Raw genomic sequence first — 17,830 nt, 5'->3', positions numbered from 1 at the left:
GGTGCACGAAACACAACTTATCGTTTCTCAGCGCATAATACGGCCATAAGAAAAGGGGCCTCGATCCTTTTGGCCCCCTCTGCTGTCTGTTATTCGTCGTCTTCCTCTTCCTGTTCAGCGCAAAACGTATTCCATACTTCTTCGATCATGTCCCACTCTTCTTCCGTCTCGATTGGGAGCAGTTCGCCTTCTTTGTTCTCATCCCCAGGGATGAAGGCGGAAACGTGCACTTCCGTCTCGCCGTTCTCATCTTCCGCCTCAACGCCGACGGGATAGTAAAACACATACGATTTTCCAAAATCATCCGATTCAAACGTAAACAAAATTTCACACAGCTGTTCGTTGCCATGTTCGTCGACAACGGTAATATGACGGTCTCCGTGTTCCATGTTTTCTCCTCCAATTTATCGTTTACTGTCCAAATAGGACTGCAAAATGACGGCCGCCGCCATTTTGTCGATCACTTTCCGCCGCTTTTTTCGGCTGACGTCGGCAGCGATCAACATCCGTTCGGCGGCCATCGTCGACAGCCGTTCATCCCAAAGCACAACGGGCAAAGAAAACTCCTTGCGCAGCATGGCGGCGAACCGTTCGCTCGCCTCAGCGCGCGGCCCAAGCGTGCCGTTCATGTTTTTCGGCCACCCGACCACAATCGCATCGACGCCGTACTCATCGATGATGGCGCGCAGCCGCTTTAAGCCGTAGTCGCCGCGCTCCGCATCTATGGTGATTGTTTCCAATCCTTGCGCTGTAAGGCCGAGTTCGTCGCTAACGGCAACGCCGAGCGTTTTCGTTCCCAAATCTAATCCTAGCGTCCGCATCAGGTTAATCCTTTCGTTGCCCCTGTAAATAGAATTTCACCAATTCCTCGATTAATTCGTCGCGTTCGATTTTGCGGATGAGCGCGCGCGCGTCTTTATGGCGCGGAATGTAAGCTGGGTCGCCGGACAACAAGTAGCCGACAATTTGGTTGATCGGATTGTAGCCTTTTTCCTGCAAGGCGCCATACACCGTCAACAACACTTCGCGAACGTTCGTCTCGGCCGGCTCCTCGGAAAAATGAAACTGCATCGTTTGGTCAAACGAGCTCACCATTTCCACCTCGCTCCTTATTCAGGCACCCCGTCCTTTTACATCCATTGTACACGATCCGCGCCGATTAGGAAACGGATTTCACCCACGTTTCGACGCAGCTGAGCGCTTCACCGACTTTGTTCGCATCCTTGCCGCCGGCTTGCGCCAAATCCGGGCGCCCGCCGCCCCCACCGCCGCAACGCGATGCCACTTCTTTCACCAGTTTGCCGGCATGGAACCCTTTTTTCACCAAGTCATCCGTTACCGCGGCAATCAGTTGCACTTTTCCTCCCTGAACGGACGCCAACACGATGACCGCCGTGCCGAGCTTTTGTTTCAAATCATCAGCCATAGCCCGCAGTTGATTCATGTCATTGGCCTGCACTTTCGCCGCCAACACCGGCACGCCATTTACATCTTTCACTTGACGGATAAGGTGCTCCGCTTCCATATGGGCGAGGCGGGCAGCAAGCGATTCCTTTTCGCGCTCAAGCTCTTTCAGCTCCGCAAACAGTCCGTCAAGACGCGCATTCAATTCTTTCGGGCTTGTTTTCAGTTTTTGCGCCGCCTCTTGCAAAATGGCCAGCTGTTCGCTCATAAAGCGGTACGCCGCTTCCCCAGTCACTGCTTCAATCCGGCGCGTGCCGGCGCCGATGCCGGATTCGGAGACGATTTTAAACAACCCGATGGCTGATGTGTTGGGCACATGGCAGCCGCCGCACAACTCGAGGCTGTAGTCGCCGACTTTGACGACGCGGACGATGTCGCCGTATTTTTCGCCAAACAATGCCATCGCACCCATCGCCTTTGCTTCTTCAAGCGGCTTATAGAAAATGTCAACCGGGAGGCTTTTCCAAATTTGTTCGTTGACGATGGCTTCGATGCGCTCGAGCTCGTCCGGCTTCACTTGTCCAAAATGGGTGAAGTCAAAACGAAGCCGGTCCGGGGCGACAAGAGACCCCGCTTGGTTGACATGGCGGCCGAGCACGTCTTTCAGCGCTTGATGGAGCAAATGGGTCGCCGTATGGTTTTTCACGATGCGCATCCGCTTTGCTTCATCGACGCGCGCCGTATAGCGGGCTCCTTTTTTCACCGTTCCGCGTTCGACGATGATCGCATGAAGATGTTGGCCGTTCGGCGCTTTTTGTACATCTTTGACGACCGCTGTTCCTGTTTCGCTTTCAAACACGCCTTGGTCAGCGATTTGTCCTCCGCTTTCGGCGTAAAATGGCGTCACATCAACGATGATTTGCGCCTCTTCGCCGGCTTTCACTTCCTCGACAAGCCGTCCGTCTTTAACGATGGCGATGACCGTGGATGCGGCAACAAGCTCATCGTAGCCGACAAACCGGCTTTCATCTTTAATGTCACCGAGCACTCCGCCTTGCACTTGCATCGAATCGACATCTTGCCGGGCCGCCCGCGCCCGTTCGCGCTGCCGCTCCATCTCGCACTCAAATCCGGCATGGTCGACCGTCATGCCCGCTTCAGCGGCATACTCTTCCGTCAGCTCGATCGGAAAGCCGTACGTATCATACAGGCGGAACGCTTCCTCGCCCGGAATGATGCGGCTTCCTTGCTCTTTCGCCTTTTCGATCACCTCCGCCAATATGGCGAGCCCTTCATGGAGCGTTTCATGGAACCGTTCTTCTTCCGTCCGGATGACGCGGGCGATGAAATCGGCTTTTTCTTTCACCTCTGGATAGTAATCGTGCATAATCTCGCCGACGACCGGAACAAGTTCGTACATAAACGGGCGTTCAATGCCGATATGTTTCGCATAGCGCACCGCGCGGCGGAGCAGGCGGCGCAGCACGTAGCCGCGGCCCTCATTTGACGGCAGCGCCCCGTCGCCGATTGCAAACGTCACCGCGCGAATATGGTCGGCGATCACCTTAAAGGCGACGTCTTTGTCCGGATCTTCACCATACCGCTCGCCGGCGATCTGCTCGGTCGCGCGGATGATCGGCAGGAACAAGTCGGTTTCAAAGTTCGTCGGCACGTCTTGCAAAATCGAGCACATCCGCTCCAAGCCCATGCCGGTGTCGATGTTTTTCTTCGGCAGCGGCGTGTACGTGCCGTCCGGGTTATGGTTAAACTGCGAAAAGACAAGGTTCCATACTTCTAAATAGCGGTCATTTTCCCCTCCTGGGTACAGCTCCGGATCGTTTGGATCGTTGCCGAACGCTTCGCCGCGGTCGTAAAAAATTTCCGTGTTCGGACCGCTCGGGCCTTCGCCGATGTCCCAGAAGTTGCCTTCGAGGCGAATGATCCGCTCTTCCGGCAAGCCGATTTCATTGCGCCAAATGTTGTACGCTTCCTCGTCTTCCGGATGGACGGTGACGGACAACCGTTCCGGATCAAAACCGATCCATTTGTCGCTCGTCAAAAACTCCCATGCCCAATGGATCGCTTCGCGCTTGAAGTAATCGCCGATCGAAAAGTTGCCGAGCATTTCAAAAAACGTATGGTGGCGCGCCGTTTTCCCGACGTTTTCAATGTCGTTGGTGCGGATCGATTTTTGCGCGTTGCAAATGCGCGGGTTTTCCGGAACGATGCGCCCGTCAAAGTATTTTTTCAACGTCGCAACGCCGCTGTTGATCCACAACAGCGACGGGTCGTCGACCGGAATGAGCGATGCGCTCGGCTCAACTGCATGGCCTTTTTCTTGGAAAAAGTCTAAAAACATGCGCCGCACTTGGGCGGATGTCAGCTTTTTCATGATGATCCTCCCCTTTCGCCTTTTATATAAAAAAACTCCCATCCCCTGCAGGGACGAGAGTTATGCTCGCGGTACCACCCTGTTTATGGGCAAAAAACGCCCATCACCTCTTTGGCCGTAACGCAGCCTTGCGTCAGGTTTTGCCTGCGCTCCGGATTAGCCTTCTGTTGCCCTTCATCTGGAATTTCTTTCAGCCGCGGAAATTCCTCTCTGTGCGCGAGCTCGCGCGTTAAGATGGACTGCAACATACTCGATCCGTCATGGCGTTATGTATTCACTTTCTTCATTGAAAGATTATAGACAAGCAGAAAGCATTTGTCAATGCGAAGCATAATGCTCTTTCCAATGGGTGATGGCCACTTTCAGCACCGCCGCCGTCGGAACGGCAAGAATGAGGCCGAGCACGCCGGCGAGCTCACCGCCGGCAAAGAGGGCGAGCATAATGACAAGCGGATGCATATGCACACTTTTGCCGATGATCAGCGGCGACAAAACGTTCCCTTCTAAAAACTGCAAGGTAAAAATGATGACAAGCACGATCACGACCATTTTCAGCGAGACGGTGGCAGCCAAAATGACCGCCGGCACCGCACCGATCAGCGGGCCGAAATACGGAATGATGTTCGTCACGCCAATGACAAAGCCGAGCAAGAGCGGATAATCCATGCCGGCAAGCCACATTCCGAGCGACGCCGCCAGACCGATCGCCGTGCAGACGAACAGTTGGCCGCGGATGTAGCCGCCAAGCGATTCATCGACATCCTTCAAAAACGTCATCCCCGGCCCACGCCACCGCTTCGGTGTCATGTACCAAACCGCTTTTTTCAACACCTCGATGTCTTTTAACATATAGAAGACGATAAACGGAATGATCAGCAGCGTCGCCGCCGAACCGATGAACGATTTGGCGGCATTGATCGCCATCGTGACGGCGGCCGCGGCCGCCTGCTCAAACTGCACAAACATCGCTTCGATGCGCGTGTGCACCTCAAGCGGCCAATTCGACGTCTCGTCGTGGATGTGGCGCACCCATTGGCGGTATGTATTCATCAAAGACGGCAGCTGTTCATCCAGTTCACGCAACTGGGCGATGAATAACGGCACGCCGCGGTACAGGCCGTAGCCGACCAAACCGAAAAGCAACAAATAAATGAACAAAATGGCAAGGGCGCGCGGCATTCCTTTGCGATGGACGGATTCCACAAGCGGGTAGAGCAAATACGTAATAAACGACGACAGCAAAAACGGCGTCAACACCGTTGTAATAAAATCGATGACCGGCCACCAAACGTCTTTCATCCGAACGATCAAATAGATGATTGCCGTCACGAGCAGCCATTTTCCGATGCGAAAGAACGACAGCCATTGTTGCTCGCCCAATTGCCACACCTCCTACCGTTTAGTGTAGAAGATGCGGCGAGAAATATGCCTTCACCGCTTTTAGCACTATTTTACAACCACAAGGCACCGCCCCCGCGCAAAGGCGAGGGCGGCAGCGCTGTCAGCGCATCGCTTGCATCAAGCGGCGGCGCATCCTTCGCATTGTGCGACCGTTCATCCAATCGTTTCGTTGGGCAAGCTGATAAGCAGCAACGCCTAATCCGACTGCTAACAGCGACGTCATCATTCGGTTCATGCGTGTCCCCCCTAAAATTGGATCGTGCGTTCGTGGTCGTCAAACAAGTCGTCAAGAGAACTCAACGTTCCATCTTCTTCCACTTGATGAGCGTGGATCATTCCTTTCGAGACTGACAGCTCAATAAAGCAATCCCAGCAGTAGTATTGGTTGACGCCGATTTTCCCTAAATTTTTTCGTTTGCAATTCGGGCAAATGAGCATGGACAGCCACTCTCCTTACATCGTTGTTTCCACGGTGACCACGCCTTCTCTGGCGGTGAACGGAGCAAGCTCCATTCGTTTCTTTCCTTCAGTCAAATCGGAAAAAAATCCCTCGCTGATCTCGTATCCGTCAATTTTGCCCAATTGCCCGTCAAAATATACGTCATCCAACAGTCCGATCGTTGTTCCGTCCGCGGCGACAACCATGCTGCCAGCGAGACCGCGTTCGCCGTAAAGAGAGTGGCCGCTGTCAAAAGAAGGAAACGGCTGGAAGCTATCTGCGTCACAAATGATGACTCGGTCTTTTTCGAACGACTGCACGGCTGAAAGCGGCAAATAGCGGCGGCGGCCGAACAAACCCCCCCGTTCGGCGACAAGCCCTTTGACCGCGCCGTGGCTGGTAAACCAAATGTCAGCGATCGTTCCGACCATTTTTCCCGTCGTTTGCTCATAAAGGGGAAGTCCCTTGATGTCGGAAAACGTCCGCATCGTTCTCCCACCTTTCCAGCCACCTTTAGCTTGGCTCATCGCCCATAAAGTCATACGGCGTAACGTTTTCCATCCCCATGTTCGCGTCTTCAAGCGGCAGTTCAACCTCGACAAACGGCGCCGCCGCTCCCGCCAGCTTCTCAGCGAGCGCGGTCTGGCGCGTTCCGTCGCTTTGTTTTGCGACGCCGAATCGAAACGCCTCCTCTTCCCCACATAAAATGAGAAACTGCTTGCTTCTTGTCACCGCAGTATACAACAAATTCCGTTTCAACATCCGGTAATAGCTTTTGACGACGGGCAAAATGACGATTGGAAACTCGCTTCCTTGCGCCTTATGAACCGAACAGCAGTACGCATGGGTGATTTGTCCTAAATCTTGCCGTGTGTACGTCACTTCAATGCCATCAAACGAGACGACGAGCAAGTCTTGCTTTTCCGTATTTTCTTTGGCGTAAAAAATGGCAACGACTTCGCCAATGTCGCCATTAAAGACATGATCTTCAGGCTGATTGACAAGCTGAAGCACCTTATCGCCGACGCGATAGACGACCTCGCCGACCGACAGCTCCCGCTTCCCTTCAGCCGGCGGGTTGAACAGCTCTTGAAGCGCTTTGTTCAATTGGTCAATGCCCGCTGGACCACGGTACATCGGGGCGAGCACTTGAATATCTTTGACGGAAAATCCTTTTTTTCGCGCGTTGTCAGCGATTTGCCGCACGACATCGACGACTTGGCCCGCACGACAGCGGATGAAGGAACGGTCTGCCTTCGGAGCAGTTAAATCGTCCGGCACGACGCCGCGCTTCACCTCATGAGCAAGCTCGATGATTGATGATCCTTCCGCTTGGCGATACACCTCGGTCAACCGAGCGAACGGAATGACGCCTGAGCAGAGCAAGTCTTTCAGCACTTGCCCTGGCCCGACGGATGGCAATTGATCCTCATCACCGACGAAAATGACTTGCATGCCGTTTGGCACGGCTTTCAACAGCTGGTTGGCAAGCCACGTGTCGACCATCGACATCTCATCGATGACAAGCAGCTTGCCGGAAATCGGTTCGTTCTCGTCGCGGCTGAACCCTTCCGCCCCATTCCATCCGAGCAAGCGGTGGATTGTCGCCGCCGGCAGCCCGGTCGCCTCGCTCATCCGCTTCGCCGCCCGGCCGGTCGGTGCAGCCAGCAGCACCGGAAACGGCTCGCCTTGTTTGTAGTCAGCCGGGTCAAGAGACAGGCCGTTTAGGGCGGCAAACAGCTCGACGATGCCTTTGATGACTGTCGTTTTCCCCGTTCCCGGACCGCCCGTCAAAATAAACAGCGGCGAAGAAAGCGCTTGTTGGATCGCTTCCCTTTGCTGGGGGGCATATTGCATGCCAAGCCGTTCCTCAAGCGCCCCAAGCGCCAGCAAAAACTCCGACTCGGCAAACGTCGACGGCGGCGTCTGCCCAAGCAGCCGCTTAATGTTGGAGACGATCCCTTTCTCGGCGAAGTAAAGGGAAGGAAAATAATAACGCCCTTGTTCAGCGATCATCTTCCCTTCCTCGCTTAACATTAGAAGCGTCTGGCCGATCGCTTGTCCATCCACCGCACCGCTCGGCCTTCCGTCAAGCAACTCCCCAATGCGCGCCATCAGCTCTTCCCCGCGCAAATAAACGTGCCCTTCCTGCAAGCACGCCTGTTCAAGGACAAACAACGAGGCGGCGCGCAGCCGAGCTGGATGGCTGCCGGAAATGCCGAGCTGGCGCCCGATTTCATCAGCGCGGCCGAAGCCGATCCCTTCGATATCCTCAACGAGCTGGTACGGGTTCTCGTGGATGATGTCAATCGCTTCTTCGCCATACGCTTGGTAAATTTTCATGGCCAGCTGCGGGCCAAAACCGAGCTGGGCGAGGGCGATCATCGTTTGCTCAAGCCCTTCGTGGGCGCGAAGCGCATCGTACAGCTGCTTCGCCTTTTTTTTCGTCAGCTTCGGCACACGCTCTAGCGCCTTGGGGTCGCGCAAAATCACGGCGATCGCGTTTTCGCCGAGCGTCTCGACAATCGCCGCAGCCGTTTTTTTGCCGATTCCTTTAAACAAACCGCTCGATAAATAATGAATGACTCCTTCTTTCGTGTTCGGAAGCTGTTTGCGGAACTGACTAGCCGCATATTGGCGGCCAAAACGCGGATGTTGGCGGAATTGTCCGTAAAAGATGTAGACGTCCCCTTCGTTTAAACGCGGAAAATAGCCGGTGACGACGACTTCCTCCTCAACGGGCGCCTCGTTCGTTTCCTCAACGCGCACGCGGACGACCGTGTACAATGTTTCCTCATTATGAAAAATGACCGCCAAGCACACTCCTTTAATGAACGTGCGTCCGTCAAGGGCGAGGATTTGTTGCTCTTGCAACAGCCATCCCCCTGCCTTTTTACGGCGCAAGCCGCTTTTCCATCAGTTTCTTTCCGTATCCGGCAAGCACGTGATCGGGCTTGGCTTCCAAGGCAGCGGCAAACATATTGCGGGCGGCATCGGGCTCATCTTTGTACGCATAAATGACGCCTAAATTGTAGTACGCATCAGCGTGGCGCGGATCGAGTTCCAACGTTTTTTCGAAATAACGCTTCGCCTCATCGACATAATCGAGCGTGGCAAGGCAAAGGCCAAGCTGAAACAGCGCTTCGGCGTCCGTCTCGTTCAGCTCGGCCGCTCGCTGCAAATACGGCAGCGCCAGCCGCGGCATCTCGAGCCGCCATAAGGACATGCCGAGCATAAAATGCGTATCCGCATCGTCAAGACCAAGCCCAAGCGCGCGCTCAAACATATCTTTCGCTTTCTCGAACTGCTCACGCTTATAATGCACTGTACCCATGCCGTAATACGCGGCCGCCGCCTTCTTGTCAACTTCCAATGCCTGTCGGAAACAGTCAAGCGCCTTCTCTTCTTCACCGGCAGCAACGAGAACTGTGCCGATGTTAATGTACCCAGCCGGATCGTCCGGATGCTGCTCGACCGCCGCGGAAAAACAGCGGATGGCTTCCTCATACTTCCCTTCGCGCATATACGCCAATCCTTGTTCGTTGAAATTGGCCACCGCCCATCCCCCCCTGATTCAACGTGATTTTCAAGCAACGGCCCCAGCCTAAAGCCTGATTGAAGACCGTGCGCACCGGCACATCCGTCAGCCAACATACCAAAGCTTTTCGCCGTTGCGGAACACTTCGTCGATCGTACCGCCGCCAAGGCACTCTTCGCCGTTGTAAAAAACGACCGCCTGACCCGGCGTCACCGCCCGCGCCGGTTGATCAAACACGACTTCCACCCCACCGTCCGCAAGCGAGTGAACGGTCACGCCGATATCCGGCTGGCGGTAGCGAAATTTCGCCGTGCAACGGAACGGCGCTTCCGGCTTGCGGTCAGACACCCAGTTGACATCGACCGCTTTTAACGAGGTGGAATACAAATATTCGTTTTCAAACCCTTGGGCGACATACAACACGTTTTCGCGCACGTCTTTGCCGACGACAAACCACGGTTCGCCGCTGCCGCCGATGCCTAGGCCGTGGCGTTGGCCGATCGTATAATACATGACGCCGTCATGCCGACCTTTCACTTCGCCATCGAGCGTTTTCATCACTCCCGGCTGAGCCGGCAAATAGTGGCTTAAAAATTCTTTGAAATCGCGCTCGCCAATAAAACAAATGCCGGTGCTGTCTTTTTTTTCAGCGGTGGCGAGCCCGGCTTCTTTCGCAATCCGACGCACATCGGCTTTGTGCAAATGACCGATCGGAAACATCACTTTCGACAGCTGGGCTTGGCCGAGTTGGTTTAAAAAGTACGTTTGATCTTTGTTCCGGTCAGCTCCGCGCAGCATTTTGTACTCGCCGTCGCGAAACTCGATGCGGGCGTAATGGCCGGTTGCGATGTAATCGGCGCCGATCGACATGGCGTGCTCTAAAAACGCCTTGAACTTGATTTCTTTATTGCACATCACATCCGGGTTCGGCGTGCGCCCGGCTTTGTACTCGTCCAAAAAGTACGTAAACACTTTGTCCCAATACTGTTTTTCAAAATTCACCGCATAATACGGGATGCCGATTTGGTTGCAGACGCGCACGACGTCTTCGTAGTCCTCAGTCGCCGTGCAAACGCCGTTTTCATCGGTGTCATCCCAGTTTTTCATAAAAATGCCAATCACATCATATCCTTGTTCTTTCAATAACAGCGCAGCGACCGACGAGTCGACCCCGCCGGACATGCCGACGACCACGCGTGTTTCGTGCGGCGCTTTGTTCATGCTGCTTCCCCCCTTTAGCGGTTTGTGAGCCGCTTTATGATCTTCACTGTTTCCTCGGCCGCCCGCTCGATTTGTTCCATCGTATTGCCGAGCCCGAAGCTGAAGCGCACAGACGAATGGATGCGCTCCGACTCTTTTCCGCACATCGCAACAAGCACGTGCGACGGGTCGATTGACCCGGCGGTGCATGCTGACCCGCTCGAGGCGGCGATGCCGGCTAAATCCAAGTTCACAAGCAGCGATTCGACATTCGTTCCCGGGAAGGCGACATTCAAAATATGCGGCAGGCCATCCGGGCGGCCGTTGACCGCATAGTCGATCCCTGAGGAGCGGAAAATCGCAAGCATCGCTTCGCGCCACGCCGCATATTGCCGGCGTTTCTCTTCCCTTGTTCGCTCAGCGATTTCCGCCGCCTGCGCCAAGCCGATGATGCCGGGGACGTTTTCCGTACCGGCGCGCCGCTTCCGTTCTTGTTCGCCGCCGAAAAGGAGCGGAGTGATGCGGACCGTTTCCCGGACATACAAAGCCCCGCTTCCTTTCGGGCCGTTGATTTTATGAGCGGAAATCGACAGCAAATCGATCCCGTATTCATTCACATCGACCGGAAGAAGCCCGTACGCTTGGACGGCGTCCGTATGAAAATAAGCGGGATGATCGCGAAGCAACGCCCCGATTTCGCGAATCGGCTGGATCGTGCCGACTTCGTTGTTGGCAAACATGACCGACACCAAAACGGTCTCATCGCGCAGCGCGGACTTGACATCCTCGACCGATACCGTCCCTTGTTCGTCAACGGGCAAATACGTGACCTCAAACCCTTTCGTCTCTAAATATTCACAAGCGCGCAGCACCGCATGATGCTCGATGGCGGTTGTAATGATATGATTGCCGCGGCTGCGGTTCGCTATCGCCGTTCCGATGACCGCAAAGTTATCCGCTTCCGTACCGCCGCTTGTAAACACAATCTCGGTCTCTTTCGCCCCAATCGAGCGGGCGACAACAGCCCTCGCTTCATCGACCGCGCGGCGGCTCTGCCGTCCAAAATGATGGATGCTTGACGGGTTGCCGAACTGTTCCGTCATCCACTGGACCATACCGGCGGCCACGTCTGGATGGACCGGGGAAGTTGCCGCATGGTCCAAATAAATCCGTTCCAACGACCATTCTCCTTTCCTTTCTGTTGCTTAAATATAAAACATATATGCCCCTTCATCCCCGTCGCTATACTTCGCCAAATCTTCGAGCGTTGTGCTGTCGAGCACTTCCTCGACCGCATCGCGGATGCGAATCCATAGCTCGCGCTTCGCCGGCTCTTCCTCCTCGAGCTCCTCGACCGGGGTCAACGGCCCCTCCAACACGCGCAAAATGTCGCCGGCGGTGATTTTCGCTGGATGTTCAGCGAGCACATAGCCGCCATACGCTCCGCGAATGCTTTTGACGAGCCCGGCGTTGCGCAACGGCGTGACGAGCTGCTCTAAATAATGTTCGGATAAATTGTTCGCCTTGGCGATCGAACGAAGCGAGATCGGACGATCGCCATATTTTTTGGCCAATTCGATCATAATCGTCAAGCCATATCGGCCTTTCGTCGAAATCTTCATTCATATCCCTCCTAACGGCTTAACCCTTGCGTCCGAGTGCCGACGGCCAGTCCAATCAGTCGGCTCACGACCTTTTGGCATTGCGGCAGCACCAAGCCGGCATGAACCGATCGTCACACAAAAAAGGAACGTGCCAAACAACACCGGGCCGCCGAGCAACCAGCCGGCCAACAGCGCGAACGCTTCGATCCCGATGCGAATGTACGCTACGTTCCATCCGGTCAGCTCGGTCAAAGCGAGCATGAAACGCCTATGTTATTATATCATAAAAATCCCTTTCCCTTCACGGCCGAACCTTGTCCTGTTGTTTCAACTGCTCAAGCCGCCGGTACACCTTGGCGTAATGTTTTTCCTCGCCATGCTCTTTCGGTTCATAATAGCGGACGCCTTCCAAAGCCGAGGGCAAATACGCTTGCGCCACCCAGCTGTTCGGATAATCGTGCGGATACAAGTAGCCTTGTCCACGCCCGAGTACAGCCGCCCCTTTGTAGTGGGCGTCTTTTAAATGATCCGGAATATCGCCAAGCTTGCCGGAACGGACATCGGCAATAGCAGCGTCCAGCGCCTTGTAAGCGCTGTTGGATTTCGGGCTTAAACAGAGTTCGATCGTCACAACGGAGAGGGGAATGCGCGCCTCTGGCAGCCCAAGGCGTTCGGCCGCTTCGACCGCCGCCTGTACTTTCACTCCCATCATCGGATTGGCAAGTCCGATGTCCTCATAAGCCATCACAAGCAATCTCCGGCAAACGGACGCCAAGTCTCCGCCTTCAAGCAGACGGGCCAAATAATGAAGCGCGGCATCGGCATCGCTGCCGCGCACGCTTTTTTGAAACGCGGACAACAACGAATAATAATGATCGCCATATTTGTCATGGGTAAAACCGCGGTTTGCGGTGCATGAAGCTACAATCTCCTCATCAATATACAAGCGGCCGTGGCGCTCATCGGCAGCCGCAACCGCCGCTTCCAGAAGCGAAAGCGCGACGCGCGCATCCCCGCCGGCTGCCTCGGCGATGCGCCATAACAACGACTCGTCGATGACGACCGGCGGCTCGCCGACCCCTCGTTCCGGGTCGACGAGCGCCCGTTTCAGAATGATCATGAGGTCATCCGGCTGGAGCGGTTTCAGTTGTTGGATTTGCCCGCAGCGGCTGCGAATGGCAGGATTGACCTCGTGAAACGGGTTTTCCGTTGTGGCCCCCATCAAGGTCACAAGCCCGGATTCAAGATGCGGCAATAACACATCTTGCTGCGCTTTATTCAGCCGATGGATTTCGTCGATAAATAAGAGGACATTGCCCGACCAACGCGCCGCTTCAACTGCTTCTTCGATTTCCTTTTTGCCGGCGGCCGTCGCATTGATCGCGACCCATTCGCGCCCGGCGGTGCGGGCAATGGCATAAGCGAGCGACGTCTTCCCTGTCCCCGGCTCTCCGTAAAGCAAAAGCGATGGAACATAACCTTTTTTGACCATTTTATAAAGCGGCGTACTAGGGCCAATGATGTGCTGCTGTCCAACGATCTCATCGATCGTCCGCGGCCGCATCCGCAGAGCGAGCGGCTCCATCGTTTTGGGCATGCCGACCTCCTCCTTGAGATTGATGACGCTATGTTCACACACATCCTCCGATGCCGCCTATTCATTTTCGGCAAATGGGGCGTCTCCCCGTGGGAAGATCGGTAGTTTTAATCCAAACAGCGTTCAATGGCCTCCTTCAACTCATTGTACAGCGGAAGCGAGTATTTCGCCAAATAGAGCAGAAGCGCCTCCACCATAAACCGCCTAGCTGTCTCTCCTTTCTCGAGTTCTTCCTTCAATAAGCGCAGCGAGCGAAGAATATCGTCTTCAACCGGACGCATCGCCGCCATGCGCTCTAAACAGCTGATGGCCCGTTCTTTCCATTGACTCCGCTCTTGGGTCGCCGCAGCAATGTAATCGGCCATCATCGCTTCATCGAGCAACCCCGTCTTTCCGTCAAGCAGGCTGGCAACGATGGCATCAAGCCGATCGAGCAAGAAGGTGGCAAGCTTCTCAGGAAGCAGCGGCTTTCGGTCTACCGCCAAGTAAATCAGATATTCTTTCAGCATTCCGTTGAGCATCGTCGCGCAATCAAACGAAACTGGACGCACTTGTTCGCCGTATATGTCTTCAATCGCCCGGCGGTACCAGTGGAGCGTATGGGCGCGGATGCGAAACACCAGATGCTGCACCTCGCGGCTCACCTTCACGGCTTGTTCGCCCAATTGCATTTGCACCAGCTCTTTATGTTCGTCAAACAGCTGGATTTGTACAGTCAACTGACGGCAAAACCGCTCGCGCGCCGTTAAGGCGGGATCAGCCTCGATTTGTTGAAGCTGGTGAAACAAGACCTTATAATGGTAGCGGAAAATCGATACAGCCAACTCTTCTTTTGATTTGAAATAATTGTAAATCGAACCTTTGGCTACTCCGCTCCGTTCGGCTATTTCCTGCATGGAAGTAGCGTGATAGCCTTTTTTGGCGAATAATTTCATCGCCGTTTCAATGATGTCCTCTTTCCGTCCCAATGTTTTCGCCTTCCTTGCTCCTTCTTCATGTCCATTATAGTCGATCTTCCCATGAAAAAAAATGCCGGACGGCCCGTTATCCGGCCATCCAGCTCTGTCATTTTGCCGTCGGTTCGCGTTTTGCCGTCCGGAAGAAAAACGCCTCATACATCGCAGGAATGAACACAAGCGTCAATAACGTCGACGACGTCAGGCCGCCGATGACAGTGATGGCCAGCCCTTTCGAAATCAACGTGCCGGCCTCATTCGTCAGCGCAAGCGGAATGAGCGCTGTCACAGTCGCAAAGGCTGTCATTAAAATCGGCCGCAGCCGTGTTTTGCCGGCTTCAATGATAGCGCTTCGCACCGTCATCCGTTTTTGTTCGCGGTTTTGCCCGATTCGATCCACCAGCACGATCGCATTGGTCGTCACGATGCCAATAAGCATCAACAAGCCGATCATGACGCTGATGGAAAGCGGCTCATCGGCCACATACAAAGCAAACAGCGAACCGATGGGAACAAACAAAAGGGAAGATAAAATGATCAGCGGCACCCGCACTTTGCCAAATGTAATCAGCATCGTCAAATACACAAGCCCAATGGCAGCCGCCATGGCCACACCGAGCTCGCGGAACGTCTGCACCGTCTCATCGCTTCCGCCGCCCGTTTTCACTGTGACATCGGATGGGATCTTCAAATCATTTACATGTTTAGAAATATCATTCGTTACTTTCTGAATGTTGTCACCGACAATCTGGGCGGATACGCGGGCAAACACTTTTCCATCCAGCTTTTGAATGGACGTATACACGTCCGCCTCTTTCACTTCGGCGACAGCTGAAAGTGGAATCACTCCGTTTCTCGTCACGATCGGAAGCTCTTTCAACTCATCGATCGATCCCAACGTTTCATCATACGAAAGTTCGACTTGCTCATCCTTGCCGCCGAGTTTCAGCGTTCCCACATCGACCGGTTTGGCCGCATCGGCCACCGCCCCGAGCAATTGCATGCCCGAAACGCCATAAGCGGCCGCCTTTTCCGGATCAATGGCGACAATCACTTGTTTTTGCTTTTCCGTCAAGTTATTCGTCACATCTTTGACATCATCGCGCTGTTTTAAATACGTCTCGACCTGTTTGGCCGCTGTTTGGAGCGCCTCCAAATCATTGGAGTATAAGTCAATATTCACGTTATTATTCGTCGGCGGCCCTCCGCTCGACATCTCTTGCACGCCCACTTTGGCCCCGGGCGCGAGCTGATTCGCGATGCGGCGCATTTCTTTTTCGAAAACAACCGCCGTTTTCGCGGTGTCAGCGCTGTCCTTTAATAGAATATAATAGCTGGCTTGATTGGGCCGCTTCAAACCGGTGCGGAAATCGCGGCTTCCCACCGCGGCGGTGACGCTCTCGACATCGCTTCGTTTTAAAAACATTTTTTCCATCTCCAACGACACATCATTCGTTTTGGCCACCGATGTGGAAGCCGGCAGTTCAATGCTCGCCACCAGCGTTTTCTGCTCTTCGTTCGGCAAAAACGTAAATCCAAGTTTCGGCACGAGCGCCAATGAACCAACCAACAGCACAACCGACAACACAAAGACAATCGCTTTATGGTTGAGCGCCCATTCAATGATTCGTCCATACAGACGCTGGAGCGCGCCTTCTTTTTCCTCTGGCGGCACACGGCGGAACGAAAATTTCGCTAAAATCGGCACAACCGTCACGGCCACCAACAAAGAGGCCAACAGGGCAAACGCAACCGTCAAGGCAAAAGGCAGGAAAAATTCCCCTGTAACGCCCCCAACAAGCCCGAGAGGCAAAAAGACGACAACGGTTGTGATGGTCGAGGACACAATCGCTTTGACAATTTCTTTCGTTGATTGCTCGACTAACTCATCGCTCATGCCTGTTTTGTCCCGGCGGACGCGGCGGAAAATATTTTCAATCACGACAATGCTGTCATCCACGACTCGGCCGACGGCGACGGCCATGCCGCCAAGCGTCATGACATTGAGGGTAATATCCATACGATTGAGAAAAATGGCCGATACAAGCAGCGAGAGCGGAATCGAGATGATGGCAATCACGGTCGCCCGAACGTTGCGCAAAAAGAGCAATACAGCCAACGAAGCGAACAGCGCCCCGAGCAGCCCTTCACGGACAAGCGATTCAACGGATTGTTTGATGCCAGCTGACGAATCAAACCCGATGGAATAATCAAACTGATGTTTGTAGGAATTCAGCACTTTGATGACTTGGTCCGCCACTTCAATCGTATTGGCATCCTGTTTTTTCGTCACGGCCATCGACAGCGATGGCTTCAAATTATAGCGGGTGAATTCGCTTTGCTCGTTGACTTCCTCAATCGCCGCAATGTCCCCAAGCTTGACGGGCGCAACGCGCTGCAATCCATTCGCTGCCATCGAAACAGTTGTTGGCACAAGCGTCATGTTTTGCAGCTCATGAATGGTGCTCAATGTTTCTTCGACGCGAACCGGAATTTGCCAAGCATCGCTTTTCAACGTTCCGGCCGGAAAGGCAAACACCTTTTCATTGATTTGTTTTTTTATCTCTGACAAGGTCAATCCCGCCTGAGCAGCCTTTTTCCGGTCGACGGTGATCCGGATGAAGCGCTCGCTGTCTCCGCCGATCGAAACGGAATTCACCCCGTCGATTTTATTCAATTCTGGAATCACTTCGGTTTCCAGCAACGTTTGCAGATCGGTTCCCTTTTTAGCGAACAAGGAAATGTTGAAAACCGGGATGGAATCGAATGAAAACCGATTGACTTCAGTTTGTACATTGTCAGGCAATCCTGCCTTATCAATGAGCGATTCAACCTGCCGCTCCATTTTCTCCATATCCGTCCGAAACGGAAATTCAAGATTAATAACGGCCATTCCTTCATAGGAAGAGCTCTGCATTTGCTTAAGCCCGTCAAGGGACTTCAGTTTTTCCTCGAGCTTGGCCGTGACCTCCTCATTCACGTCCTGCGGAGAAGCCCCTGGATAGACCGCTTCAATCGACAACTGGGGAAATTCGATGTTCGGCAGCAAATCGACCTTCAAGGAGGAGAAGGAATACAGTCCTAGAAACATGAGCAAAAACGAACATACAAACACCGCTGCCGCATTTTTCAGACTGAACCTAGTCAAAAACGTCATCATACCACCTCTCATCCTACGATTTTGACCAATCAGTCTAATCATTTTAGACTGACTGGTCATACAAAACTATTTCTATCATACATGAAAATGGGAAAAATGAAAAGGGCGAAGTTTAAAGTGGAAATCAAACGGAAAAACT

At 53.9% G+C, this 17,830-nt stretch carries 17 protein-coding genes and 1 other annotated feature; all 17 genes read right to left on the bottom strand.

What is annotated here, in order from left to right; translation table 11 throughout:
- Positions 1 to 89: 89 nt before the first annotated feature.
- The 17 genes from BJQ97_RS04935 to BJQ97_RS04860 all read right to left on the bottom strand — a co-directional run bounded on the left by BJQ97_RS04935 (position 90) and on the right by BJQ97_RS04860 (position 17,688).
- Positions 90 to 389 carry a DUF1292 domain-containing protein gene (locus tag BJQ97_RS04935; RefSeq protein WP_011232031.1) on the bottom strand — a complete coding sequence of 100 codons (300 nt, stop codon included), beginning with the start codon at positions 387 to 389 and terminating at the stop codon, positions 90 to 92.
- Positions 390 to 404: 15 nt separating this feature from the next.
- The gene (gene ruvX, locus BJQ97_RS04930) at positions 405 to 821 is read right to left on the bottom strand and encodes a Holliday junction resolvase RuvX (RefSeq protein WP_160155735.1); all 417 of its coding nucleotides are present in this window, start codon (positions 819 to 821) and stop codon (positions 405 to 407) included.
- Between the two features lie 4 nt (positions 822 to 825).
- Positions 826 to 1,092 carry an IreB family regulatory phosphoprotein gene (locus tag BJQ97_RS04925; protein WP_011232033.1) on the bottom strand — a complete coding sequence of 89 codons (267 nt, stop codon included), beginning with the start codon at positions 1,090 to 1,092 and terminating at the stop codon, positions 826 to 828.
- Between the two features lie 67 nt (positions 1,093 to 1,159).
- Entirely contained in the window at positions 1,160 to 3,796 is a 2,637-nt protein-coding gene (gene alaS, locus BJQ97_RS04920) for an alanine--tRNA ligase (protein WP_160155734.1), read from the bottom strand.
- Positions 3,797 to 3,842: 46 nt separating this feature from the next.
- Positions 3,843 to 4,067: a binding site (T-box leader), on the bottom strand.
- A 47-nt stretch (positions 4,068 to 4,114) separates the two neighbouring features.
- Positions 4,115 to 5,176 carry an AI-2E family transporter gene (locus BJQ97_RS04915; RefSeq protein ID WP_160155733.1) on the bottom strand — a complete coding sequence of 354 codons (1,062 nt, stop codon included), beginning with the start codon at positions 5,174 to 5,176 and terminating at the stop codon, positions 4,115 to 4,117.
- A 121-nt stretch (positions 5,177 to 5,297) separates the two neighbouring features.
- Positions 5,298 to 5,432 carry a YrzQ family protein gene (locus BJQ97_RS04910; RefSeq protein ID WP_160155732.1) on the bottom strand — a complete coding sequence of 45 codons (135 nt, stop codon included), beginning with the start codon at positions 5,430 to 5,432 and terminating at the stop codon, positions 5,298 to 5,300.
- A gap of 11 nt (positions 5,433 to 5,443) precedes the next feature.
- Entirely contained in the window at positions 5,444 to 5,635 is a 192-nt protein-coding gene (locus tag BJQ97_RS04905; protein WP_008881018.1) for a hypothetical protein, read from the bottom strand.
- A 15-nt stretch (positions 5,636 to 5,650) separates the two neighbouring features.
- Positions 5,651 to 6,124: a PRC-barrel domain-containing protein gene (locus BJQ97_RS04900; RefSeq protein WP_160155731.1), complete on the bottom strand. Its 474-nt coding sequence runs from the start codon at positions 6,122 to 6,124 to the stop codon at positions 5,651 to 5,653.
- A 25-nt stretch (positions 6,125 to 6,149) separates the two neighbouring features.
- A complete protein-coding gene (gene recD2, locus BJQ97_RS04895) occupies positions 6,150 to 8,510 on the bottom strand; it encodes an SF1B family DNA helicase RecD2 (protein ID WP_160155730.1) in 2,361 nt (786 codons plus the stop codon).
- 19 nt (positions 8,511 to 8,529) lie between these two features.
- Entirely contained in the window at positions 8,530 to 9,192 is a 663-nt protein-coding gene (locus tag BJQ97_RS04890) for a tetratricopeptide repeat protein (protein WP_160155729.1), read from the bottom strand.
- An 87-nt stretch (positions 9,193 to 9,279) separates the two neighbouring features.
- Positions 9,280 to 10,395, bottom strand: a complete 1,116-nt coding sequence (gene mnmA / locus BJQ97_RS04885) for a tRNA 2-thiouridine(34) synthase MnmA (RefSeq protein ID WP_160155728.1) — start codon at positions 10,393 to 10,395, stop codon at positions 9,280 to 9,282.
- Between the two features lie 14 nt (positions 10,396 to 10,409).
- Positions 10,410 to 11,552: a cysteine desulfurase family protein gene (locus tag BJQ97_RS04880; protein WP_160155727.1), complete on the bottom strand. Its 1,143-nt coding sequence runs from the start codon at positions 11,550 to 11,552 to the stop codon at positions 10,410 to 10,412.
- Between the two features lie 27 nt (positions 11,553 to 11,579).
- Complete coding sequence (gene cymR / locus BJQ97_RS04875) at positions 11,580 to 11,996, bottom strand: cysteine metabolism transcriptional regulator CymR (RefSeq protein ID WP_011232042.1); 417 nt, start codon at positions 11,994 to 11,996, stop codon at positions 11,580 to 11,582.
- A complete protein-coding gene (locus BJQ97_RS17315; protein ID WP_201451743.1) occupies positions 11,997 to 12,239 on the bottom strand; it encodes a hypothetical protein in 243 nt (80 codons plus the stop codon).
- A 40-nt stretch (positions 12,240 to 12,279) separates the two neighbouring features.
- Positions 12,280 to 13,575: a replication-associated recombination protein A gene (locus tag BJQ97_RS04870; protein ID WP_160155726.1), complete on the bottom strand. Its 1,296-nt coding sequence runs from the start codon at positions 13,573 to 13,575 to the stop codon at positions 12,280 to 12,282.
- A gap of 107 nt (positions 13,576 to 13,682) precedes the next feature.
- Positions 13,683 to 14,543, bottom strand: coding sequence for a TetR/AcrR family transcriptional regulator (locus BJQ97_RS04865; protein WP_160155725.1), 861 nt, complete (start codon positions 14,541 to 14,543; stop codon positions 13,683 to 13,685).
- Between the two features lie 97 nt (positions 14,544 to 14,640).
- Entirely contained in the window at positions 14,641 to 17,688 is a 3,048-nt protein-coding gene (locus tag BJQ97_RS04860; protein ID WP_160157539.1) for an efflux RND transporter permease subunit, read from the bottom strand.
- Positions 17,689 to 17,830: the final 142 nt, after the last annotated feature.

This window comes from Geobacillus sp. TFV-3, from assembly GCF_009901865.1.
In the GTDB taxonomy this organism is placed as follows: Bacteria; Bacillota; Bacilli; order Bacillales; family Anoxybacillaceae; genus Geobacillus; species Geobacillus thermoleovorans_A.
Note: the sequence above shows the minus strand (reverse complement) of the source record. Positions and strands in the feature narration are given on the sequence as shown.